Origin of the sequence: Streptomyces tendae (assembly GCF_008632955.1) — a bacterium.
GTDB lineage: Bacteria > Actinomycetota > Actinomycetes > Streptomycetales > Streptomycetaceae > Streptomyces.
In genome coordinates this window covers 348,497-369,802 of the sequence record NZ_CP043960.1, presented here as the reverse complement: position 1 = coordinate 369,802, position 21,306 = coordinate 348,497, and the positions used below count along the sequence as shown (strand labels likewise).

Here is a 21,306-nt window from a genome sequence, read left to right as displayed (position 1 = left end):
CGCCCGCCGCTCTTGACTGGACCGGCACCATACGAGGCGGAGCCCGTCCGGACCCTTCGCACGCCGCCCGGACGGGCCACCAGCCTCCCCGGCCCACGCCGGGCCCAAGGGCATGACAGGCGGCCACCGCCAGCGGGCCGTTTCAGGCGTCAGCCACTCGGGGCTATGGAGCTGGCTCGTATGTCACGGTCTGGGCCTATCAGCCGGTCGCCACCTCACGCAGGGCCACCACCTCGGTTTCGTCGGCCGCAAGCCCCCACCGGAGCTTGGTGGCGACCCACTCCGCAACGTAGGCGGCCGGGTAGTCGGTGGATGGACTGGTGAGCGTGCTGAGATCAGGAGCCGGCAGGACGGACGAGCAGTAGCCGGGGTTTTCGGTCACCAGGACACCCAAGACAGCCACGGCCGGGGCCCACGCCGCCTCGCAGTGTGCGCGATCGGCTGGGATGAGGGCGAGGACTGCATCGGCGGCAGCGCCGTGGGAGGAGCCGCCGAAGCAGGTCTCGACTGTGACGCAGCGGTTCGAGCCCGCATGCCCCGCACCGGTCAGTCGTGGCGTCGCCGCGACGCCGCGCGTCGGTGCTTCGGGTACTCGAGCGCGGAGAACCCGAGTGCAACATGCCCAAGGCAGAGACAAAGACCCACCTGCTCGAAAACCCCGCCGAATGTGGGAATGAGCTGACCCCGGCTTGCCACCCCGCAGGCCGCCTCAACACGATCACCGGGCTCCACGAAATTCGGGGCGTCTCAGCCGTCCGGCAGTTCGACAGAGGGCTCCGCGCCCGCGGGGACGACCGGTTCTGAGGCGCGACAGCCGGACGCCGACGCGAAACCTTCGCCGCAGCGGAGTCGCATCCGGCGGCCCTGGTCCTCAGCGGGACGCCATTGGCACGCAGCACCTCGCGAACGTCCAGGATCAGCGGGAAGACCTCGTGGTTGAGGTCCTCGCCCTGCTCCTCCCATGCCCGCTGTTCGGCTTCGACGGCCATGCGGTCCTCGGCGAACACTCTCTCGGTGAAGCGCCTGATGAACGGCCAGGCGAGATGAATGGCACCTGGAATTCCGGGCTTCTCGATCATGAGCAGGCCGTAAGCGTGGCAGGTGCGCTGCTCGGCGTCTTCAGGCACGTAGGCGGCCCAGAGAGAGAAAGCCGGACGTTCGGCGTTCTCCGGAACCAGGTCGAGGGTCTGATAGGGGTATTCGGTGCGGATGGTCATGACATCGCGGGAGTCGCGGCCGCCGATCCCCTCGGCGGCCAGCAGACCGGCGCTCCGGTTCCGCTTCCCCCCGGCATGGGTGAACAGATACCGGGCCTCCACCGACCGCGCGCTGGTCCGGTATTCCAGCAACTCGGGGCGAAGCTTGCCGACGACGCCCCGGTGGAGGAACTGGTGATTCATGTCCAGGAGGTTCTCGTGCATGAACGAGTAGTGGCAGCGCACGGTCCGGGAGAAGGACATGGTTTTGCACTTCGGCGAGCCGAAGGCCGGCAGCTCGGGAAATGCGGTGGTCACCGCCTTGTCCGGGTCGCCCGGGAAGACGAACACCAGGCCATACGCCTCACGGACCGGATAGCCGCGCACCCCCCGCGGCGGCCGACCGTCGCCTTTGGACAGGTACGGGATCTGCGAGATACGGCCGTCACCGCGGTAGGCCCAGGCGTGGTAGCAGCAGCGGAGTGTCTCGCCGTCCACGACACCCATGCTCAGCGGCACCTGACGATGGGCACACCGGTCCTCCAGCGCATGAACGGTGCCGCTCTGTCCCGGTAGAGCGCGATACGCTCACCGGCGAAAACGGTTCCCACCACGCGACCGGGGCGCAAGCGCCTGGACACCGCCACCGGGTACCAGAAGTCCGGATGCGCCCCGACACGCCGAAGATCGATCATGCCCGAACCTCGACTGCTGCGCCGGGCTTCGAGGACCGACTGCGCCTGAGCCCGGCGGCAAGGTGAAAAGACACGTCGAGGTCGGTTTCGGCCATGCTTCTTCCCTTGCCAAGACGGAGGCCAGGACGGTCACACATCACGCCAGCACAGCCTCCCGTCGATGCGACGGTGGCCCCGGCCGCTTCATCCTGACGGCTGCCGGACTCCGCGCGCTGCAAGCGCCTCCGGACGAGTGAGCGGCCGGGCAACCCGGAGTGCGAAGGATCCCTGGATTCTTCCCTCGGGTTCACGACTCATCAGAGGTGTCACCGTCACGCTGGGCAGCGTTTGCCGGACCCCGCCGGTCCGCACGTCCCTCATATCCCGTCGCTGACTCGACGACCGCGCCGACGGCATCGGCCGTCCAGAGCGGGCCGCGGACACGCCGTTGCGGTTGGACGGCAGTGACGGTCTCGCTGGTGGCGGCTTCTCGGGCTGCTACTCCAGTAGCTGCACCAAACCCTGCCGGTCGGCAGGCGTCAGTGGATGTGACCCGGCTGATGTCGGAAGAAGTGACGGTGCCGACCAGTCGGCCTCTTTCCAGCACGAGTGCCCGGTGGGCGGGGTTGGCCTGCAACTCGGGAACCAGCCGGGCCAACGGGTCGTCAGGGAGGGGCGTCGGCAGGTCGTCGACGGGCGCATCACGTCGTTGACCGAAGTGGAGGCGCGTTCCGGCTCCGCGACCGCGTCGGCGCCCTTGAGGGTGACCAGGCCGGCCGCGATGCTGTTGCCGTCCACGACAGGGAAGGCCGAGCGGCGGTAACGGTAACGGGGGTCGGCGAGGAACTCGCTGATCGTGGTGGCGGCCGGGACCGTCATGGGGTCGAGTGTCATCGCGTCGCTCACGGGATTTCGCCGGACCCACACACCTCATCCGCTCGCCAGACGCCCAGGTGACCCACATACGTTCCCGGACGCACACACCTTCGCTCTCATCGAGCGATGCCTGCCGCGAAGATCCGGCCACGGCACAACGTGTCGCCACGATGAACCAGCAGTTCCCCGGCGTGCCCGTGGCCGGCATCGATCCGCTGCTCGCTGCGATCTTGTGGGAGCGCCCTAACAGCGAGAGCGAGACATCGTACGGATGGGCTCCGTCCGCGTCCGTGCCCGTCGCTGTGGGCCGGGGCCGAGCACGCAGTCCGTGACGGAAGCCTCGGAGAGGAGCCGAAATGGCTGACGTCAAACCTGTCATCGTCGGCGTCGATGACGCCGACGACCAGGACGTCCTGGTGCGGTACGCAACCCATCGGGCCATGACAAGGGGAACTGCCCTGCACATCGCCCACGCCGTCATGCTGCCAGGGCCCTTTGGGTGGGACAAGGAGGAAGAAGCCGGGCCGGGTTCCCTCGCGTGGCGGGGTGCGGCGGTGGTGGACGGTTCGAGGCCGTGGCCCGCTCAGCGTTCCCCAGCTTGGCCATCAAGGGCAAACTGTCCTTCGGTGATCCCACCTCGACGCTCGTGGAACGCTCGGCGGAGGCGTCCCTGCTGGCGCTCGGTCATCGGGGCGAAGGCGGCTTCCCGCGGCCCTGGGCTCGGTGAGCCTTCAGGCGGCCGCACATTCCCGCTGCCCCCTGCTGGTGACCCGGCCCGGCGCCCGCGGCGCCCCCCCCGTTACCTTTTTCACGGCTCCGCAATGGAGCCTCCGGCCTTCGGGTCCGGCATGACTTCCCCCCCTTGTTGTTCATGATCCGGGGGGTGGTGTCACCGGGTCCGGAGGCATCGACGGACCGCTGATGAGGGGCTTGAGCACCGGCTTCACCCGAGCCGGAAGAGCTCTCCGTAACGTGGATGTGGCAGCTCGGTGCCGTGGCAGGCCGGACGAAAGCGTGAGCGGAGTGGCCTGCACGTGATCGACACCGGCGACATCGACGTCTTCCTCGGCCTGGACGTCGGCAAGGGCGAACACCACGCCACCGCCGTCACCCCGGCCGGGAAGAAGGCGTTCGACAAGCGGCTGCCCAACACCGAACCCAAGCTCCGCGAGCTGTTCGCGAAACTCCAGGCCAAGCACGGAACGGTGCTGGTCGTGGTCGACCAGCCGGCCTCGATCGGGGCCCTGCCGCTGGCGGTCGCGAGGGACATGGGCTGCCCTGTCGCCTACTTGCCCGGCCTGACGATGCGGCGAATCGCCGACCTCTACCCAGGCGAGGCCAAGACCGACGCGAGGGACGCGTTCATCATCGCCGACGCCGCCCGAGCGATGCCCCACACGCTGCGGGCGATCGACGGCGAGGACGAGACAGTCGCCGAGCTGGAGATGATCGTCGGCTTCGACGACGACCTGGCCGGCGAGGCAACCCGGGTCGCCAACCGGCTGCACGGCCTGCTCACCCAGATCCATCCGTCGCTGGAACGGGTCCTGGGGCCGCGGTTGCAGCACCCAGCCGTCCTCGCCCTGCTGGAGCGGTTCGGCTCACCCGCCCAGATCCGCAAGGCGGGCAGGCGCCGACTGGTCACGTTGTTACGGCCGAAGGCGCCGCGGATGGCCGAGCGGCTGGTCGAAGAGATCTTCGCGGCCCTGGACGAGCAGACCGTCACCGTTCCCGGCACGGACGCGGCCTCACTGATAGTCCCGAGCCTGGCCAGCTCACTGACGGCCGTCCTGGACCAGCGCAAACTACTGGCCGGGCGAATCGAGGAACTGCTGGAGGCACACCCTCTTTCGAAGGTCCTGATCTCGATGCCGGGAGTCGGCGTCAGGACCGGAGCCAGGATCCTGATCGAGGTCGGCGACGGCAGCACCTTCCCGACCGCCGGCCACCTCGCCGCCTACGCCGGTCTCGCCCCGGCAACCCGCAGTTCAGGGTCGTCGATCCGCGGCGAACAGCCGTCCCGGAGGGGAAACAAGCAGCTCAAACGGGCCTTCTTCCTCTCCGCGTTCGCTGCCTTGGGCGACCCGGCGTCGCGGGCCTACTACGACAAGAAAGTCGCCCAGGGCAAGCACCACACCCAGGCCCTGCTCTGCCTCGCCAGACGGCGGGCAGACGTCCTCTTCGCGATGCTCCGCGACGGAACCTTCTACGAACCGCAGCCATCGGCCTCAATCACATGACCTGCGGGTCTGCGAGGACGACGACTCGATCAGCCTCGACATCGAAGCCGAGCACCGGATGGCCATAGTCGCCCTCCGGGTCCATCAGCACCGGCTTGTCCAACCGCCGCCCGATCTCCCGAAGGAAGCCGCAGAACACATCAAGTCGCTCCTGGCCCTGCAACTCCCGCAGGTCGACGTCGAAGTCGACCTCATCGTCGGCATGGAAACGGAAGATCGCCAACGCATCGGCAGTCGGCCAGACCCGCAGGTCCGGGCACTCGGCATCCGCCGAGCGGGACAGCACGGCCTCCGCCCGGGGCACCGGAAGCACCGTCACTCCCTCGGAGTACTGGCACTTCCAGCCCTTCTCCGCGACAAGATCGAGCACCGCCTGCCAGTCCTCCACCGAGGTATTCGGGACACGCACGTCCGGCAGCGACCCCATCAAGTCCGGGTCGAAGAAACAGCTCACGTCATCCCACAGCAGATCGGCCACCCCGCCATGCTGCCCCGGCTCCCCGGCCCAACGCACCCCCGTTTCCCTTGACCAAAGACATAGGGGCACCCCCCCGTGGAACGTGTCGTCGCCGGCGCCGACCCCGTACACCCCGCACCGGAGGTGCTGGAGTTCGCCTTCGCGGAAGCCGACGCTGCCGCCCGCTCCCGAGCGACGCCGCCGCTATCCGGGGCGGTTGCGTGGCTCCCGACCGAACGGCACTCGGCCCGCGGCCTCCAAGCCGGATAGCCCACTGGCCGCTCCGTCAGCTCCATGGCGCCATCCCGGCGGCATCCCCGCTCGTGGTCCTCGCCCTCGGCACGATCGCGTACGACGTCGGGCGCCGCGCCCTGCGCCGCCGCGACGGCTGACCACGCTTGCCGTTACTGCAGCAAGGTCCCAACCGGGTCAAGGTGAGCACGGCCCACCCCGCGCCCCGCACCCTGGCCTTGGCGCTCGCGGCGCTGAGCCTTCGTGCCCGCCGCCTCGACTTCGGCGAGGCCGCGCCCACGCTGCCTGCTCCCAAACGGCGCTCTGGCTCGGGTGCCCGGGGGCGGCACTGGTGGCCTCCCGGCTGCGGACGTCATCCGGGAGAAAACGGGCGGGCAATGTGTTCACCCCCGGCCAGTCCTGCGACCGGAGACGGGGACGTCGCCGTCTACTCCGCTTCCTCGGCAGGCACCAAGTAGGTACCATGCGGGTATGCCGTCACTGAATGTGTCCTTCACCGAGGAAGAGATGGAAGGCGTGCGCGCTGCTGCCGCCGCTGAGGGCAAAAGCCTCAAGCAGTACCTGCACGACCTGGGCGTGCGCGAGATGCACCGCAGGCAGTTCGTGGCGGGCGCTGCGTCCTGGGCGGACAGGCTGCGCGAGGAGTTCGACGCGGCGTTCCCGGAGGAGATTCCTCCCTCCGAGCGCGACCGAGGAGCCACTGCCGCCTGATGAGCGAGACCCTGTACGTAGATGTCTCGTGGCTCCTGGACGTTCAGGACATCGCCCTCGGCCACGACGACGTGTCGGTCACCGACTACTCGGCCCTTGTCGCGGCCGTCGCCCGCCACAAAACCCGCACACCGACGCTCGCCGAGTCCAACCCCGACGCCGCCTGGCGTGCTGCCGCGCTCCTGCACACCATCGTGCGGCTCGAACCGCTCCCCCACCGCAACAGCCTCTTCGCCGCCTTCATCACCACCCAGTACCTCGACCAGTCCGGTGAAGGCATCGACCCACCGTACGGAGCGCTGTCCGACCTGATCAGAAAAGCCCGCGAGACCCGGCTCAAGATCTACGACATCGCGGACACCCTCCGCTCTTGGCGCATCTGAGGCCGCAGGCGAGCGAGGGGCGGCCCGCGTCGCCTCGCCCGGCTGGCTGCCCTACCGGAAGGCTGAAGGGGACGTCGGTCCGCTGGCGGTGCGCGTCGCACTCATCTGGGGTGCGGATGCCTGGGGAAGTACCCGGGCCAGGTCGCGGCGTATGCGTTCGGCTTCGCCGCGTACCTGGGCGGGGACATCTCCGCGCTCGGCGACCAGGCGGCTGAAGATGGGCGTCTCATGAAACACGCGAGCTCTGCTCTCCGTCGAGGTGGCGGTGACGACCGTGCGGCCGTGCCCCGGCACCCTACGGCCTGGCACTGACGAAGCGATCCCACGCCGGTGCCAGCTGGCAGAGGTGTCATGACAAGTAGCGGTTTCCATGGCCGCCGGGCGGAGCCGACTGCGGCCGTGGTGGACGCGTAGAGCGTGAAGACCTCGGCAAACGTCGCCGAGACCAGCCAGGGCATCGACGCCGACAAGAAGATCGAAGGGCGTAAGCGGCACCTGATCACGGACACGCTTGGTCTGGTGCTGGGCGTCCTGGTCACCGCCGCGAACGTGCACGACACCACCGGCGGCAAGCTCCTGCTCGACGACCTTAGTATGGCGACTTCCTCAACATGACCCTCAAAAGGACGGCGAACCGGGTGGGGGTGCCGGCGCGCACGTAGTCGTGAATGATCCGCTGCGAGACCCCAGGCATCATCGGCAGCACCGGCTGGGAGCGGTCCAGAGCCTGAATCTGCGACTTTTCGTCGACGCAGAACACCAGAGCGCGCTCGATAGAGGCCGACGACGTCGTGGACCTTGTCGACGAAGTACGGGTCCGTGGACAGCTTGAACGTCTCGGTGTCGAGCAACCCGGCAAACGTTCCCGGTCATAGCACTAGAACGCGCGGGAGTCAGCACCCACGCGCTCCTTCGGCCCACCCGTAATAGGGCCCAGGTCCTTCTGGTCCGTCGGACACACCATTCGGACAGCCGGGGCAGGAAGCAGGAGCATGGTCCCGGATGCACTCGTGGCGGTGGGCGGAGGTGCGGCGAGAGGGCGACGCGGCTCCATTGCCCGTCAGTCTAAGCGTAGATCTCGAACCAGACTCGTTTGCCGGTTTCGCGTGTCTCAACACCCCACGAATTGGCGAGGGCTTCGACCAGCAGCAGTCCCCGCCCGGAGGTGGCTTCCGAGTTCTCGCGTCGGCGAACCGGCACGGATGTAAGCGCGTCACAGACTTCCACCCTCACACCGCACTTCAGCGGTGTCACAGCCAGCGACGCGGGCCCCATCGAGTGTTCAAGAGCATTGGTGACCAGCTCGGACACGAGCAAGGTCGCGTCGTCGCTGACCGGCGTCAGACCCCAGTGCAACGCATGCTGGGTCACCGCCCGGCGCGCGGTGTGCACGGCGGCGAAGTCGTCCGGTTGGATCTGGACGTCGAGGCGTGAGTGGCACAGGAGAGCCCACAGCATCCGTAGCCTGTGTCCGTGGCGTCGTTCCGCGCAGAGGCTCCCGTCTCCCCTCTCAGAGTGCGAGACACGCAGGCTACCTGCTGCCGTACATCGTCGTGCTGGCAAAGGCATCGTTCGACCCTCCACGCGTTTTGGACTGGTTGCCATACCTTTATCCTCCACGTGCGAAGATAATATGTCAATGGTGCGCTAAACGTACCTTAACGGACATCATGATCGGTTCGGCTGGAAGAGAAGGAACCATGACACATGCCGGGACGCCACGCGCGACGGACCTCTGGTCGGAGAACCATGCGCTCAGACCCATCACGCCTGCCACCGCCTTTGAGGAGACGGTAGAGCGGCTGAGTAACTCGATCACCCTGGGACTCCTGCTGCCGGGATCGCAACTCCCACCGGAGCGCGAACTCGCCGCCCGGTTGGGGGTCTCCCGGGCCACATTGCGGCGAGCGCTGGCTGCCCTGCAGGAGACCGGTCGCATCCATGCCCGTCCGGGCAGAGGGGGCGGCACCTTCGTGAGTGAGGGCTTGGGGGGTGAGCGCCCCGTCCTGCCGGACGACTGGACGGGGCGGCTGGACCTGCGCGCATCGCTCGACATGGGTGCCACCATGCTGGCCGCCACCCGAGCCGGTGAAGCGGATCTCGACGAACTCGACACGCTCATCGCCAGGATGGACGAAGCGGAAGAAGCAGATGATTACCGGCGTCTCGACGTGCGCTTCCATATCAAGATCGCAGAAATCACCGGGAGTGGCCCCTTGATCGACGAGGTGGCCCGCGCCCAGGTGGAGCTTACCCGGCTGGTCCGGCTCATCCGCCGCCCCGGGGAGGCACTCAGAGTGTCGAATGAGCAACACGCCGGAATCCTCGCGGCGATGCGGGACCGGGATGCTGGAAGGGCCGCTCTGGCGGCGTACTACCACAACGAATCCACCCGGCACATCCTCAGCGCACTGCCTCACCCCTAGTGGTGCTTCGTTACGTTGAGTGATCTCGGTTGGTGGTGGGCAGTCTTCCAGGTGAAGTTGGGGAGGTGGAACGGCTCCGGGGTGAGTTGGCGGGGTTCGCTGCCGATGTGTTTGCCTCGTTGCCGCGGCGGGATCAGCGGCGGTGGGGTGCGTGTTATGTGCGTGGTCTGATGCTGGACGGCCGGCGCAAGTCGGTCCAGCCGATGGCGGAGCGTCTGCCGGACGGGAACATGCAGGCCCTGCAGCAGTTCGTGAACCAGTCACCATGGGATCCGCTGCCGGTGCGGCGGCGGATCGCCGAGCGGCTGACCGAGGTGATCACGCCCGAGGTGTGGGTGATCGACGATGTGTCGTTCCCCAAGCGCGGCAGAGCGTCGGTCGGCGTTGCACGCCAGTACTGCGGAGCCGTTGGCACACGGGCGAACTGCCAGGTCGCGGTCAGCGTCTACGCCGTCACCGACGCTGCGTCCTGCCCGTTGCACTGGGAGTGGTATCTGCCGCGGGAGTGGACGGACAAGCCGGACCGATGCCGCAGGGCGGGAGTCCCCAACGACGTCGTCCACCAGGAAAAATGGCGGCTCGCGCTCGGCCTGCTCGACACCCTCACCGACTGGCAGTTGAAGGCGCCGGTCGTGGTCGCCGATGCCGGCTACGGCGTCAGCACGCCCTTCCGGATCGGTCTCGAGGAGCGAGGGCTGACCTACGTGCTTGCCCTGACCGGGAAGGAAGTCGCCCACCCGGAGGACGCCGAGCCGCACCAACCGCGCTTACGGCGGGCTCGGCCCACCGACGCTGCCCCGCTACCGGACCCCACCGCGAGCCGTCTCCGCCCTCGCAGCCGAGGCCGGTGCCGGCCGGTTCACCGAGGTGACCTGGCGCCAGGGCAGCAAAGGCGCAATGATCTCACGGTTCGCGGTCCTGACCGTCCGGCCCGCGGGCACGCAGTCCATGGCTGCGGCGCAGAGGCGGCGGCCGCAGCCGGTGGTACGGCGTCCTGCACACCCAGACACTCCTGACCGAATGGCCCGAGGACCAGGACAGCCCGACCGGTTACTGGATATCAATCTGCCCGTCGTCACACCGGTCGCGGACCTGGTGCGGTGGGCGAAGAGCCGCTGGCGGATCGAACACGACTACCGCGAACGCAAGCACGGCCTGGGACTGGACCACTTCGAGGGCCCCACCTGGCGCGGCTGGCACCACCACGTCACCCTCGTCACCGCCGCCCAGGCATTCCTCACCCTCCGGCGGCTCGACCCAAAAGCCCGCACACCGGCCTGACCCTCTACCAGGTCCTCCACCTCCTCCAGGACCTACTGAGCTCCTGGACCGGTGCCTGCACCACCTGCGGCCGCCCCCTGCCCAGCCCACGAACCCGCCACAGACAGCCCAGAACATAACGAAGCACTACTAACCTGTCCGGCGGATCATGCCGAAAACGCGGGGTCTGGCACGCCCATCTGCGGCGTTCTCGGCCAGCGGGCCCACTGCCGCCGGGGCGCCTTGTCTGAGCGCAGGTCGTCGAGACGCGCGATGATCACCGATCGAGCGACCATTGAAAATTTCTTTACCGGTTTAGCGAGTGCCGCCGGAGAGTAGGTGGTGCCGGGGTTCCGGGGGCAAGGCTGCACGTAGGGCGGTGCGCCGTCAGCGCGCCTGCCTGGGCGTGCTCTGGTGGCGCTCGTGGTGCCGGCGAGCCTTGGCGCGGTTGCCGCAGGCTCCCATGGAGCACCATCGGCGCCCCCCGTTCTTGGTCGTGTCGTAGAAGCGCAGAGGACACACGGGGTTGGCGCACTTGCGGATGCGGTCGGGCCCCTCCTCCAACAAGCGCAGATAGAGGTCGGCTGTGCGCCATGCCGCGTTCCAGCCCGGCGTGTCCGTCTCCACGACCGACTCCGGACCTGCGGATCCCAGCAGGCGTCGCACGCGGCCGTGGCCGAGTGTGTCGTTGAGCATCTCGCGAGCCAGCTCCAGCTCCGACCCCTCGCTGGCCACCATCCAGCTCAGCGCGGTCCGGGTTGCCAGGAGGGCACCGAGTGTCTCCTGCGTGTCCGGTGCGATGTCGGCCAGTCCGGCGGACGAGAGCCAAATCGCCAGTCCGCCCGGGCGCTCAAGCAGGTCGTGGGCGCCGTCGTTGTCCACCCAGCGTGTGTTCAACAGGTCCAGCGGCAACGGCTCCCCAAGAAGAGGGCGGGGGTCCGCGTCGGCGGCGTGGGCTGGATGAGTGTGCATGCGGTGAGCCCTTTCGTGTCGGGGTCCATGCCATCACACCATCGAAGCATAACCGGCTAAAAAAAATTCAGCGGTTGCATGGTGAGAGGACAACCGTTAATGTTCATTTAGCCGGTTGGGAGTACCCGCCTGTTGGCGCCCACCGGTCCTGTGCATCCACTCCTGGAAGGAACCCGATGACTACCTCTTTCCACCCCGCCACCCTCAAGACGGGTCACGTCGGCCTCAGTGTCACCGACCTCAACCGGTCGCTCCCGTTCTACGCACGGGTGTTCGGTTTCGAGACCCTTGCTGAAGGCAAGGACGACAGCCGACGCTGGGCCTTCCTCGGCCGCGACGGTGAGATCGTCGTGGCCCTGTGGCAGCAGAGCCAGGAAGGTTTCGCCACGGCCACCGCAGGCCTTCACCACCTCTCCTTCCAGGTGGACACCCTCGACGAGATCGCCGCGACCGAGGCTGTCCTGCGTGAGCTGAACACGGAGTTCGTCTACGACGGTGTCGTGGCGCACGCCGAGGGCGCCGCCTCGGGTGGCATCTTCTTCAAGGACCCCGACGGCCTCCGTCTGGAGGTCTACGTACCCACCGGCGCGGACGGTGCACCCGCGCCGACCGGCCAGGAGCCGACCTGCGGCTTCTTCTAAGACGGGCCATGACGCCGGGAGGTCTTACCGCTGACTCGGTCTAGCCGGTGTTGGGCCTCCCGGCCCAGTGGACCACTGCCACGTGGGTGAGCTCCTGCTCTCAGCTCGAGACCCAACGGGATCACGTTCCGGGGCCATCCAGGTAGCGGGAGAGGGCCATCGCATTCAAACAGCGCGGACACATCGAGATCGTGAGGAGCAGACATGAAGCCGTATCACCGCGGAGAACTGGTGGTGCAGGAGAGAGCCGGTCTGACAAAGATGGCCGAGGCGGTTTCCGGCGCGATCATGACCGAGATCCCCGACTTGGCCGCGGACTTCATTGAGGAGCAGCCGATGCTCGTCATCGGTGCGGCCGACAGCCGCGGCGAGGTCTGGTCCTCCCTCCTGGCTGGCGAGCCCGGGTTCATCACCGTCACCGGACCGTCCACCCTGAGCGTCGCAGCCGCGCTGTCCCCCGGTGACCCCCTGTACCGCACCCTCGCCGAACCGACCCGCCTCGGCATGATCGCCATCGAACCCGATACACGGCGGCGCATGCGAATGAACGGCACCGCTCGTCCCACCCGCGACGGACTGGAGATCACACTGGAGCAGATCTACGCGAACTGCCCAAAGTACATCCAGAAGAGGGTGCCGCAATGGCATCCCACCACCCCCGACGACCCACGGGAAGCAGGCGCGCTCGCCGAAGAGGACATCGCGCTCGTCGACAGTACGGACACCTTCTTCATCGCCACGACAGACCTGGACGGCAACGCCGATGCCTCCCATCGCGGAGGCAACCCGGGCTTCCTCCAAGTCCGCGGACCCCGGCTTCTGCGCTGGCCCGACTACGTCGGCAACTCCATGTTCAACACCTTCGGAAACCTCGAAGTCAATCCCCGCGCAGGTCTGATGATCCCCGACTGGACCACGGGCACTCTCCTGCACCTCACGGGCACGGCAGCGGTGGACTGGGACCCGGACCACGCAGCCGCTCTTCCGGGGGCACAGCGGGTCGTCGACTTCACCGTCGAGCGCCTCGTGCGCGTCAACAACGCCTCCCCGCTGCGTTGGACCGCTCCCCAGTTCTCCCGGTTCAACCCGCCCATCGCACATGAAGGAGCAAGCACATGACTGAGCGCCCCGTCACTGGTCTCAAAGTGACCGTCGACATGAACCTGTGCGAGAGCCACGGTCAGTGTGTCTTCGCCGCGCCCCAGGTGTTCGCCTTCGACGACGACGACATCCTCGTCTATGAGCCGAATCCCGACGTCTCCCAGTACAAAAGGGTCGTCGCCGCTGCGGCCGCGTGTCCCGTTCGGGCGATCCGTATCGAACACGGCACCGAGGGCGACGCCCCCGCCGAGGGCTCCGAGTCCTCGCGGTGAACACGCACTCCACGCGCGTCGTCATCGTCGGCGCCTCGCTCGCCGGGCTCAACGCGGCGCGGGCCCTGCGGGACGAAGGACACACAGGACCGATCACCCTGGTCGGCGAGGAACCCTATAGCCCCTATGACAGACCGCCGCTGTCGAAGGAATTCCTCACGTCAGACGTTGGCCACGCGGCGCTGGCCTTGGCAAACACAGATGATCTTAGGCTGACGGAGCTTTACGGCCGGCGAGCACTCCACCTCGAGCCCCGTGAACGCACGGTGCTCTTGGAGGACGGCCAGGTCATCCCGTATGACGGTCTCGTCATCGCCACCGGTGCCGGAGCCCGTTCCTGGCCCGCTCGGCGTCCGGCTGCAGGTGTGCACACCATCCGGACGCTCGACGACGCGACGGCGCTACGGCACGACCTCCGCAGTGCGCGGCGCCGGATCCTCGTCGTCGGAGGCGGATTCATCGGCAGCGAAGCCGCAGCGACGGCACGCGAGCTGGGGCACGACGTGGTCCTCGCATACTCAGGGCCGGCACCCCTGCACCGCCCGATGGGTGAGGACGCGGCCTCCTTCATCGCGGAACTCCACCGCGCTGCTGGTGTGTCCCTGCTGCCTTTCGCCACCCTCACCGCGCTACACGGGGAAGCGCGTGTCACCTCCGCCACCCTCAACGACACACACCGGGTGGGCGCCGACACAGCGGTGCTCGCGCTGGGGGCCACACCCCGCACCGAATGGCTCGCGCACTCGGGCCTCCAACTGGATCGCGGGCTAGTCACAGACGCCCACGCCCGGGCCGTGGGCGCCGACGGCCGACCACATCACATGATCGTCGGCGCCGGGGACGTCACACGGTTTCCCCACCCCCACACGGCGCGACTCCTCAATCTCGGCCACTGGAGCCACGCAGTGGAACAGGCGAGAACGGCGGCACGTACACTCCTCAACCCCCATGCCCCGGCCGTCTACCGTCCCGTCGCATCGTTCTGGTCCAGCCAGTACGGCGTCCGCTTCCGGGCCGTGGGACTGCCAATGGAAGCCGACCAGGCTCGGACCCATGAACTCGACCTGGAGCGAAGGCGTTTGGACGTGGCCTACTACCGCGACGGGCGACTTGTGGGAGCAGTCACCGCAAACCGTGCGGGACGCATCGCCCAGTACAGAGAACAGCTGGCCGCCGACCTGGCGGCCATGGCCGCGGCCTGAGCGGGCCACCCGCGCACGCACCAAGGATGGCTCTCAGTACAGTTCCCCGATCCCTCGAACGCGCGTATCCCCGGCATGATCAAGAGCGAGCGGCGCCCCGGACTCGTCGAGGCGGCCGAGGACGTCACTGTCTTCCTCAAGCCGCTCATCAAGTCACCCAAGATCGAGGTCGGTGAATTCACCTACTACAACGACACCGAAAACGCCGCCGGCTTCGAGGACAGCAACGTTCTCTATGCGTATGGCCCGGAACGCCTGGTCATCGGCAAGTTCTGCTGTCTGGCGATGGGCACGAAGTTCATCATGTCGCCGGGAACGGACTACCACATGCCCGGTGGCACCACCTCATATCCTTTCTTCATCTTCGGCGGATCGTGGCTCGAGAAGACGGCGGACCTGCTGCCCTCCCTGCCTAGCAAGGGCGACATCGTTGTCGGCAACGACGTCTGGATAGGACGGGAGGCGGTCATCATGCCCGGTGTCACCATCGGTGACGGCGCGGTCATCGGAGCCCGATCCCTGGTCACCAGCGATGTGGCCCCCTACACCGTGGTCGGCGGGAATCCCGCGAAGGAGATCAAGAAGCGACTGCCCGACGAGGACATTCGACCACATGCTGCGCATCGCCTGGTGGGACTCGCCCGCCGAGGTCGTCACCGAGCACGTGCGCACCATCTGGTCTGGAACCCCGTCGGAACTGGAGGAACTGGCCAAAAAGATCGGCCGTCTGGGAAGGTGACGGACGGGAGCGCCGCGGGCCCTGCTCAGGAGGACTTGCGCACGCTCAGTCCGCAGGCCGAAGCTGCCCGTCTTCAATGAGGGCGTCGGTGGTAGTGACCAGGTGCCGCAACATCTCTTCCGCGGCTTCTGTCGGATTGCGGGCCTCGATGGCGTCGATGATCGCCCGATGGTCACGCAGTGACCTTGTAGGTTGACCGGCACGGGTCAGCGACGTCTCCGAGGTCCGGTCCAGGGCCTTGCGCATGCTCTCCAGCAGCCGGATCAGGATCGGGTTGTGTGAGGCACGGGCGACGCCGGCATGGAACCGCCGGTCTCCCGCCAGTCCTGCGCCACCGCTGTCGATCTCGGCCTGCATCTGAACTATCGCGCCCCGCAGTTCCGCGATGTCGTCGTTTGAGGCCCGGGTCGCCGCGAGTCTCGCGCACTGCGTCTCCAGGGCCTGACGTGTCTCCCAGATCGCCGGGTGATCGAGGTGGGTCTGCACCAGCTCGGCGGCCAGGGAGTCGAGCAGGTCGTCGGAGCGTTCCAGCAGGTAGATGCCGTCGCCGTGCCGGACTTCCACCATGCCGCGGGCACGCAGTGCGGTAATCGCCTCCCGGATTGAGGACCGTCCCACGTTCAGCTGCTGGGCAAGTTCCCGCTCGCTCATCAACCGGTCGCCGGGTTGCAGTTGATAGACGTCGATGAATTCCCGGAGACGATCACTGACCTGCTCGTAGAGAGGTTTGCGATCGACTGGACGCATGGGAGCGAGGTCTCGCCGATCGGCGGTCATGACCCTCCTTGGTGAGCTTCGATCGTCTAGCACAAACGGTGTTCTGCTGGTCTGACGATACCGCCGTCCCAGGTAACGCTCGCTCCGGCGGTGCCCCGGACGGTAGCGATCCTGCTCAGCCGTCCGCGCCGTCCAGAAATGCGCGGTAGAGTCGTCGAGCGGCCTGTTCGGCGCTCCGATGCAGTGTGTGGGTTGCCTCGAGTATCTGCTCGGGCCTGCCCCCCACTTTTGCGACCTTTCGTTGCCGTCGCTCGGACACCATCCATGCATGAATCAGCCCGGACGTGATCTCGGGGTGGAACTGCACCCCGAGATGACGACCATGGCCGAATGCCTGAACGTGCTGGTTTTCGGCAATGAGGGTCGCGTGCGGCGGGAGTGAGATTCCATCCTCGTGCCACTCGAACCAGCACCCCCGAACAGCCTCCGCGAAGGGTGCTTCCGGGTGCACGGGCGTGATCTCGGTCCAGCCGTGTTCCGGTTGGGAGGAACGGTGCACCGCGCCACCGAGTATCTGGGCCAGCAACTGGGCCCCGTAGCAGATGCCGAGCACCGGGGTGCCCATCTTGGTTTGCGCACGAACGAACGCACGCTCCGGCAACGCCCAGGGCTCGACCGGATCGAGGACGGACTCCCGGCTCCCAAGGACGACGAGCGCCCGGTGTCGTGCAAGCGGCGGCAACTCATCGGCGGCAAGATCGACCAACTGCCAGTCGATGCCCTCGTCGTCTAGCCACAGAGCAAGGTTGCCCGGCGGGTCGTCGTCCTGGTGCTGTAGGACCAGGACCCTTCCGTCGTTACGCATCACGGATCACCTCCTGACCCCGCGTCCATGCCCCTGGGCGCGGCGGGTCCCCCGTCGATGAAGAGGCCGGCTTCATGACGCCGGCGGTCCACGGTGACGCCGAAAACGTCGGGCCGGCTGTAGTGCCCTGTCGGGTCGAAGTTGAGGCGCTCCCGGGAGATCCAGCCGAGGTCCAGGTCCGCCACGATCACGCCCTCAGCACCGACCACCGGCGGCACCACCCAGGTTCCGTCCGGTGCAGCGACGCACGAACCGCCGTCAAAGGGCATCGCCTCGGAGTTGGCACGTATGTCGGCCGCGAGAGGGAAGGTGTCGGGCACGTCGTCCGGCCGAAGTACGCCGGAGACCGCCATGGCGAAGACGCGGCCCTCCTGCGCGGTGAATCGTGTGACGTCGGCACTGATCCTGCTAGCGCCGGGCCACGAGCCGACATGCACCTGTTCACCGTCGCAGTACAGCGCGTGCCGGGCCTGCGGCATCCAATTCTCCCAGCAGTTCAATGCTCCTACTCGCGCCGGGCCCACCACGTGGGTGCGAAGTCCGGCCCCGTCACCCTGTGCCCACACCAGGCGTTCATCATAGGTTGGTACGAGTTTGCGATGATGTCCCACCAGGCCTTCCTTGGGGTGCAGGGTGAGGATGCTGCAGAAGACGGAGCCGCTGGCAGTGCCCCGTCCTCGTTCGCTCACCCCGACCACGAGGGCGAGGGAGAGGTCGGCGGCCAGTTGCTCGAGTTCACGGTGTTCGGGCCCGCCCACTTCGATAGCACTGTCGAGGTAGGCGGCGTAGCAAGCCTTCTGGTCCGAATCGTCGAACCGGGCCCCGTGAGTGCGGGTGAGCCAGAACGGATAGCCGGAGAGATACGTCTCCGGGGTCCCGAGCAACTGCGCGCCTTCGGCTGCGGCGCGTTCCGCTGCATGAACGAGCCGCTTCATCCGGGCGTCGATGTCCAGCCACGGACCGCCGAGCTGCGCTGCCGCCACGGTCAGCGTCGTACGGGGATCGGGGTCGGGGATGCAGATGCGGGCCAGCAACGACAACTCGGGAGCGTCAAGGCCGCCGTTGCCCCTGTCAGTAGACCTCGAAGTACTCACGCTGCTCCCAGTCAGTCACAGCTGCGTTGAAGCGGTTCACCTCGTGCTGCTTGACCAGTGCGAGGTAGTCCACGAACGGGGTCCCAAGCTCCCGGCGCAGCAGTTCGCTCTGCCGGAACAGCGGGATGGCCTGCTCCAGGCTGGCGGGCAGCGAGGGCGCGTCGGCGAGATAGGGCTCGTCGGCCGACGGCCCCGGGGGGAGCTTGTTGTGCAGGCCGTCGCGGCCACTGATGATCTGTGAGGCCAGGTAGAGGTAGGGGTTGGCGGCCGGTTCGCCCACCCGGTTCTCCAGATGGGTATTGGCGTCGCCTCGTCCGCCGGCCACTCTGACGAGGGCGCCGCGGTTCTCCTCGGCCCAGGTCACCCGGTTCGGGGCGAAGGAGTCGGGCCGGTATCGCTTGTAGCCGTTGACGGTGGGGGTGGTGAGCAGGGAACAGGCACGGGCGTGTGCGAGCAGTCCGCCCATGAAGTGGGTTCCGGTCGGGGACAGGGCGCTCTCCTCGTCGCCTGCGAAGCTGTTGCCGGCGTGTGCCGTGGCCAGTGACTGGTGGAGGTGCCAACCGCTTGAGAAGGCGTTTGGGAAGGCCGGGCGGGACATGAAAGTGGCGTGGTAGCCGTTGCGCCGGCACAGCTGCTTGACCGCACTGCGCAGCAGGACGACCGTGTCGGCGGCCTCAAGACCCGGCAGCGGTTCGAAGGTGACTTCGCACTGGCCCGGCCCCCATTCATCCTCGACGGTCGCCAGGGGCATTCCGAGGGCTACGATGTTGTCACGCAACACGTCGAGAATGTCGCCGATCTCATCACCTCGCATTTCGGTGAGGTACTGGAATCCGTGCGAGACCGCGCTGACCGTGGGCGGCGCTGCGGGTTGACCGCAGTCCTCGAAGGACAGGCGAGGATCCTCGATGCGAGTGAGGTAGAACTCCATCTCGATGCCGGCGACATAGGAGTATCCGTCGTCCGCGAGATGACCGAGCTGTGTTTGCAGAATTCCTCGAGTGTCGAACGGAACGAGTTCGCCCGTCCGGTAGTGCATGTTCGCGAGAATCCAACCGGTCCGGTCGAGCCAGGGAAGCAGGGTGAAGGTCGTCGGGTCCGGGACCAGGACACCGTCGGGCAGCCCCGTCATCCGAGGATCCCCGAGCGCGTTGGCACCAAAGGGGGGTACGACGGGGTGGTTCGTCGTGTCGAAGATCAGTGTCGCCGTCTGGAAGTCCTTGCCGTTGCGGAGCACCGACAAGAAGTGATTCACCTCCAAGGTCTTGCCTCGCAGGATGCCATGCTGATCACTCCAACTGAGTCGCACCTGGCGCAGCTTCTGCTCGGCGACTTCCGTGGAAATGCGCTCCGCGGCCTCTTGCTGCTCCTCTGACCACAAGTCGTGGCTCCGAATGAATGAAGAACCCATCTTCACTCCTAGTCTCTGCCTTGCGGCCGATTCGCGGGAGGCGTACTGATGCCATTGGAATGCGTCCGTCGGTCAAGGGCGACGGCATCTCGTGACGTGGCCTTCCGGTTCACTCGGTTCCCTCATCGCTGAGCTGGCCGTAGCCGAGATCACCGGATGAGCCCAGCGCCAGGCTCCGCGGAGGGCGTGTTCCCGGCCGATTCCCCCGCACCGCCCCAATGCCTCACATCCGGACGTCACCGGGGGTGGACGATCCAGAGTTTCGCGTGCACTGTCCGTCTTTGGTCAGGTCATCTAGTGGTCAGACCAGTATGGAAAGGCGCGCTCAACATGTCAACGGTTGCGGAGCGCACCAGTCACAAGAAGCTGGCAGGAGGCAAACAGGTCGCTGACATTCCTCCCGCATACTCACCCCGCTGCGGATCGGCCCTGGCTCTCGACCTGCCGGTCCCGCCATACGAGACTCCATGCCTCATCGAAAAGGGACCGTATGCCTGCATACCGCGCACACCCCTCGCGAGCCGGCTCGCGCACCAGCCTCCGGTCGTCGGCCGCCGCCCTGCTCGCAGGCGTGACACTGCTCGCACCCGCCGGCGCCGCCTCTGCCACCCAGGAACCGGCGGCCGTGATGCCCACACACACCACCTCGGTGAAAGCGCCGAGCGCCGTTGTCAGCAGTGCCGAATACCACCTGGGCGACCGCACCTTCGCCGTCCCAGGCTCTGAAGGCGCTCGCTCCGAACTCACCGGAATCGTGCACTATCCCAACTCTCCCGGCACCGGCAGGCACCCGGTTGTGGTCATCCTGCACGGGCTGGCGAACTCCTGCGACGACCGACAGGCGTGGACCGCACTGCAGAAGGCACAGGAGGCCGGCGACGAGGCCGAGATCGTCAGACAGGCCGGCTACCTCAACCAGTGGCCATGCCGGGACGGCGCCGTCCCACTGGCGAGCTACCGCGGCTACGACTACCTCGGAGAGCGACTAGCCAGGCAGGGCATCGTCACCGTGTCCATCAGCGCCGACGGCATCAACGCCGCTGGCCTGTTCGGCAACGACGACATGAGTGCACGCGCCGCTCTCGTCAACCGACACCTCGCGATGTGGGCTCAGCTCGCCCAGCGGGGAACCGGTCCCCTCGCCGGAAGGTTCACCCGCCCCGGGACACGGCAGCCCGTCTCCGTCGACTTCCGGGGCCGGCTCGATATAAAGGACGTCGGCACGATCGGGCACTCGCGGGGAGGCGCCGCCGTCCAGTGGCACTCCTCCACGACCAACCGCAAGGACTGGCCGGACGGTGTCCGGATCAGGGCAGTTCTGCCGCTCGCCTCGGCGATCCTCGGTGACGGAACACCTGATCAGTACCTCACCGCTCCAGACATCCCGTTCATGAACACCTTCGGCACCTGTGACCGTGGAGGGTTCAGCAGCATCTCCGAGGGCGACTACTTCTACAAAGAAGCGATCGCACGGCCGGATCAGCGCGCCGTCGTCCGCACCGTCCACCTGGGCGGCGGGAACCATAACTTCTTCAACACCCGCTGGTCCCCAAGCAGCGGAGTGTCGGGCGCGGCGGACGACGCACGGCACAACGGCCCGACCGGCACCTGCGTGAGTGACGCCGATGACGCCACCGACATCCCCCAACTGTCCGAGACCACCCAGCGCCATGCCCTCACGACGTACGCCGCGGCATTCTTCCAGCACTACCTCACCGGCGACCCGACATCGACCCCCGTCCTGAACGGCGAGACTCACCCTCTGGGCCCAGCCGTGTCGGTGGAGGTCTCCGCGTTCGTTCCGAAGTGACGTCGGC

General features: G+C 67.2%; 21 protein-coding genes and 3 pseudogenes. 13 read left to right on the top strand and 11 right to left on the bottom strand.

The genetic code is table 11. From position 1 onward, the window contains the following. Positions 1-199: 199 nt before the first annotated feature. The 3 genes and pseudogenes from F3L20_RS35860 to F3L20_RS33460 form a co-directional block, all read right to left on the bottom strand. Positions 200-382, bottom strand: a complete 183-nt coding sequence (locus F3L20_RS35860) for a hypothetical protein (protein ID WP_431193208.1) — start codon at positions 380-382, stop codon at positions 200-202. 365 nt (positions 383-747) lie between these two features. Beyond that, a pseudogene (locus tag F3L20_RS33465) lies at positions 748-1,891 on the bottom strand (Rieske 2Fe-2S domain-containing protein). Between the two features lie 477 nt (positions 1,892-2,368). Further along, the gene (locus tag F3L20_RS33460) at positions 2,369-2,776 is read right to left on the bottom strand and encodes a hypothetical protein (protein ID WP_150157796.1); all 408 of its coding nucleotides are present in this window, start codon (positions 2,774-2,776) and stop codon (positions 2,369-2,371) included. Between the two features lie 1,004 nt (positions 2,777-3,780). Here F3L20_RS33460 and F3L20_RS33450 point away from each other — a divergent pair. Then, positions 3,781-4,986 (top strand): IS110 family transposase, encoded by a 1,206-nt coding sequence (locus F3L20_RS33450; protein ID WP_431193207.1) that lies wholly within the window; start codon positions 3,781-3,783, stop codon positions 4,984-4,986. Here F3L20_RS33450 and F3L20_RS33445 read toward each other — a convergent pair. Beyond that, positions 4,979-5,464 carry a hypothetical protein gene (locus tag F3L20_RS33445; RefSeq protein WP_167534755.1) on the bottom strand — a complete coding sequence of 162 codons (486 nt, stop codon included), beginning with the start codon at positions 5,462-5,464 and terminating at the stop codon, positions 4,979-4,981. The genes F3L20_RS33450 and F3L20_RS33445 overlap by 8 nt on opposite strands. Positions 5,465-6,166: 702 nt before the next feature. Between F3L20_RS33445 and F3L20_RS33440 the strand changes: the two genes are divergently transcribed. From F3L20_RS33440 to F3L20_RS35155, 3 genes and pseudogenes are all read left to right on the top strand, one after another. Beyond that, a complete protein-coding gene (locus F3L20_RS33440) occupies positions 6,167-6,406 on the top strand; it encodes a hypothetical protein (protein ID WP_167534754.1) in 240 nt (79 codons plus the stop codon). Beyond that, entirely contained in the window at positions 6,406-6,789 is a 384-nt protein-coding gene (locus F3L20_RS33435; RefSeq protein ID WP_150157794.1) for a toxin Doc, read from the top strand. Before F3L20_RS33440 ends, F3L20_RS33435 begins: the two co-directional genes overlap by 1 nt. A 372-nt stretch (positions 6,790-7,161) precedes the next feature. Next, positions 7,162-7,383 (top strand): annotated as a pseudogene (locus F3L20_RS35155) (transposase); the annotation flags it as partial. Between the two features lie 28 nt (positions 7,384-7,411). Here F3L20_RS35155 and F3L20_RS33420 read toward each other — a convergent pair. Then, positions 7,412-7,628, bottom strand: a pseudogene (locus F3L20_RS33420) (IS630 family transposase); the annotation flags it as partial. 226 nt (positions 7,629-7,854) lie between these two features. After that, a complete protein-coding gene (locus tag F3L20_RS33415; protein WP_167534753.1) occupies positions 7,855-8,247 on the bottom strand; it encodes an ATP-binding protein in 393 nt (130 codons plus the stop codon). Positions 8,248-8,489: 242 nt separating this feature from the next. On the opposite strand from F3L20_RS33415, the gene F3L20_RS33410 reads away from it, so the two are divergent. From F3L20_RS33410 to F3L20_RS35855, 3 genes are read left to right on the top strand one after another with little or no spacing between them, the layout of a single operon-like run. Beyond that, the gene (locus tag F3L20_RS33410; protein ID WP_167534752.1) at positions 8,490-9,215 is read left to right on the top strand and encodes a FadR/GntR family transcriptional regulator; all 726 of its coding nucleotides are present in this window, start codon (positions 8,490-8,492) and stop codon (positions 9,213-9,215) included. A 32-nt stretch (positions 9,216-9,247) separates the two neighbouring features. Continuing rightward, on the top strand, positions 9,248-10,231 hold the full coding sequence (locus F3L20_RS33405; RefSeq protein ID WP_431193206.1) for an IS701 family transposase: 984 nt from the start codon (positions 9,248-9,250) through the stop codon (positions 10,229-10,231). Between the two features lie 4 nt (positions 10,232-10,235). After that, the gene (locus F3L20_RS35855; protein WP_431193205.1) at positions 10,236-10,496 is read left to right on the top strand and encodes a hypothetical protein; all 261 of its coding nucleotides are present in this window, start codon (positions 10,236-10,238) and stop codon (positions 10,494-10,496) included. A 366-nt stretch (positions 10,497-10,862) separates the two neighbouring features. Here the strand turns inward: F3L20_RS35855 and F3L20_RS33400 are convergent, their stop codons facing one another. Then, complete coding sequence (locus tag F3L20_RS33400) at positions 10,863-11,447, bottom strand: CGNR zinc finger domain-containing protein (RefSeq protein WP_150157790.1); 585 nt, start codon at positions 11,445-11,447, stop codon at positions 10,863-10,865. Positions 11,448-11,623: 176 nt separating this feature from the next. On the opposite strand from F3L20_RS33400, the gene F3L20_RS33395 reads away from it, so the two are divergent. The 5 genes from F3L20_RS33395 to F3L20_RS33375 all read left to right on the top strand — a co-directional run bounded on the left by F3L20_RS33395 (position 11,624) and on the right by F3L20_RS33375 (position 15,482). Further along, the gene (locus tag F3L20_RS33395; protein ID WP_150157789.1) at positions 11,624-12,088 is read left to right on the top strand and encodes a VOC family protein; all 465 of its coding nucleotides are present in this window, start codon (positions 11,624-11,626) and stop codon (positions 12,086-12,088) included. A 204-nt stretch (positions 12,089-12,292) separates the two neighbouring features. Next, positions 12,293-13,207 (top strand): pyridoxamine 5'-phosphate oxidase family protein, encoded by a 915-nt coding sequence (locus tag F3L20_RS33390; RefSeq protein WP_150157788.1) that lies wholly within the window; start codon positions 12,293-12,295, stop codon positions 13,205-13,207. Further along, positions 13,204-13,461, top strand: a complete 258-nt coding sequence (locus F3L20_RS33385) for a ferredoxin (protein ID WP_150157787.1) — start codon at positions 13,204-13,206, stop codon at positions 13,459-13,461. The genes F3L20_RS33390 and F3L20_RS33385 overlap by 4 nt, the downstream gene beginning before the upstream one ends. Then, positions 13,458-14,663, top strand: a complete 1,206-nt coding sequence (locus F3L20_RS33380; RefSeq protein WP_150157786.1) for an NAD(P)/FAD-dependent oxidoreductase — start codon at positions 13,458-13,460, stop codon at positions 14,661-14,663. The genes F3L20_RS33385 and F3L20_RS33380 overlap by 4 nt, the downstream gene beginning before the upstream one ends. A gap of 75 nt (positions 14,664-14,738) precedes the next feature. Beyond that, on the top strand, positions 14,739-15,482 hold the full coding sequence (locus F3L20_RS33375; protein ID WP_150157785.1) for a CatB-related O-acetyltransferase: 744 nt from the start codon (positions 14,739-14,741) through the stop codon (positions 15,480-15,482). Here F3L20_RS33375 and F3L20_RS33370 read toward each other — a convergent pair. From F3L20_RS33370 to F3L20_RS33355, 4 genes are all read right to left on the bottom strand, one after another. Continuing rightward, positions 15,448-16,179: a FadR/GntR family transcriptional regulator gene (locus F3L20_RS33370; protein WP_150157784.1), complete on the bottom strand. Its 732-nt coding sequence runs from the start codon at positions 16,177-16,179 to the stop codon at positions 15,448-15,450. The genes F3L20_RS33375 and F3L20_RS33370 overlap by 35 nt on opposite strands. Before the next feature lie 115 nt (positions 16,180-16,294). After that, positions 16,295-16,984 carry a type 1 glutamine amidotransferase gene (locus F3L20_RS33365; RefSeq protein WP_240811036.1) on the bottom strand — a complete coding sequence of 230 codons (690 nt, stop codon included), beginning with the start codon at positions 16,982-16,984 and terminating at the stop codon, positions 16,295-16,297. Next, positions 16,984-18,024 (bottom strand): carbon-nitrogen hydrolase family protein, encoded by a 1,041-nt coding sequence (locus F3L20_RS33360; protein ID WP_150157782.1) that lies wholly within the window; start codon positions 18,022-18,024, stop codon positions 16,984-16,986. Before F3L20_RS33360 ends, F3L20_RS33365 begins: the two co-directional genes overlap by 1 nt. A 31-nt stretch (positions 18,025-18,055) precedes the next feature. After that, positions 18,056-19,489, bottom strand: a complete 1,434-nt coding sequence (locus tag F3L20_RS33355; RefSeq protein WP_150157781.1) for a glutamine synthetase family protein — start codon at positions 19,487-19,489, stop codon at positions 18,056-18,058. Between the two features lie 628 nt (positions 19,490-20,117). Here F3L20_RS33355 and F3L20_RS33350 point away from each other — a divergent pair. Further along, the gene (locus F3L20_RS33350; RefSeq protein WP_206338953.1) at positions 20,118-21,299 is read left to right on the top strand and encodes an alpha/beta hydrolase; all 1,182 of its coding nucleotides are present in this window, start codon (positions 20,118-20,120) and stop codon (positions 21,297-21,299) included. Positions 21,300-21,306: the final 7 nt, after the last annotated feature.

Bases quoted from the DNA above. Each gene is read 5' to 3' on its own strand.
- F3L20_RS33440 (WP_167534754.1), top strand. From the start codon at position 6,167: ATGCCGTCACTGAATGTGTCCTTCACCGAGGAAGAGATGGAAGGCGTG.
- F3L20_RS33435 (WP_150157794.1), top strand. From the start codon at position 6,406: ATGAGCGAGACCCTGTACGTAGATGTCTCGTGGCTCCTGGACGTTCAG.
- F3L20_RS33415 (WP_167534753.1), bottom strand. From the start codon at position 8,247: ATGCTGTGGGCTCTCCTGTGCCACTCACGCCTCGACGTCCAGATCCAA.
- F3L20_RS33410 (WP_167534752.1), top strand. From the start codon at position 8,490: ATGACACATGCCGGGACGCCACGCGCGACGGACCTCTGGTCGGAGAAC.
- F3L20_RS35855 (WP_431193205.1), top strand. From the start codon at position 10,236: ATGGCCCGAGGACCAGGACAGCCCGACCGGTTACTGGATATCAATCTG.
- F3L20_RS33400 (WP_150157790.1), bottom strand. From the start codon at position 11,447: ATGCACACTCATCCAGCCCACGCCGCCGACGCGGACCCCCGCCCTCTT.
- F3L20_RS33395 (WP_150157789.1), top strand. From the start codon at position 11,624: ATGACTACCTCTTTCCACCCCGCCACCCTCAAGACGGGTCACGTCGGC.
- F3L20_RS33390 (WP_150157788.1), top strand. From the start codon at position 12,293: ATGAAGCCGTATCACCGCGGAGAACTGGTGGTGCAGGAGAGAGCCGGT.
- F3L20_RS33385 (WP_150157787.1), top strand. From the start codon at position 13,204: ATGACTGAGCGCCCCGTCACTGGTCTCAAAGTGACCGTCGACATGAAC.
- F3L20_RS33375 (WP_150157785.1), top strand. From the start codon at position 14,739: ATGATCAAGAGCGAGCGGCGCCCCGGACTCGTCGAGGCGGCCGAGGAC.
- F3L20_RS33370 (WP_150157784.1), bottom strand. From the start codon at position 16,179: ATGACCGCCGATCGGCGAGACCTCGCTCCCATGCGTCCAGTCGATCGC.
- F3L20_RS33365 (WP_240811036.1), bottom strand. From the start codon at position 16,984: ATGCGTAACGACGGAAGGGTCCTGGTCCTACAGCACCAGGACGACGAC.
- F3L20_RS33355 (WP_150157781.1), bottom strand. From the start codon at position 19,489: ATGGGTTCTTCATTCATTCGGAGCCACGACTTGTGGTCAGAGGAGCAG.
- F3L20_RS33350 (WP_206338953.1), top strand. From the start codon at position 20,118: ATGCCCACACACACCACCTCGGTGAAAGCGCCGAGCGCCGTTGTCAGC.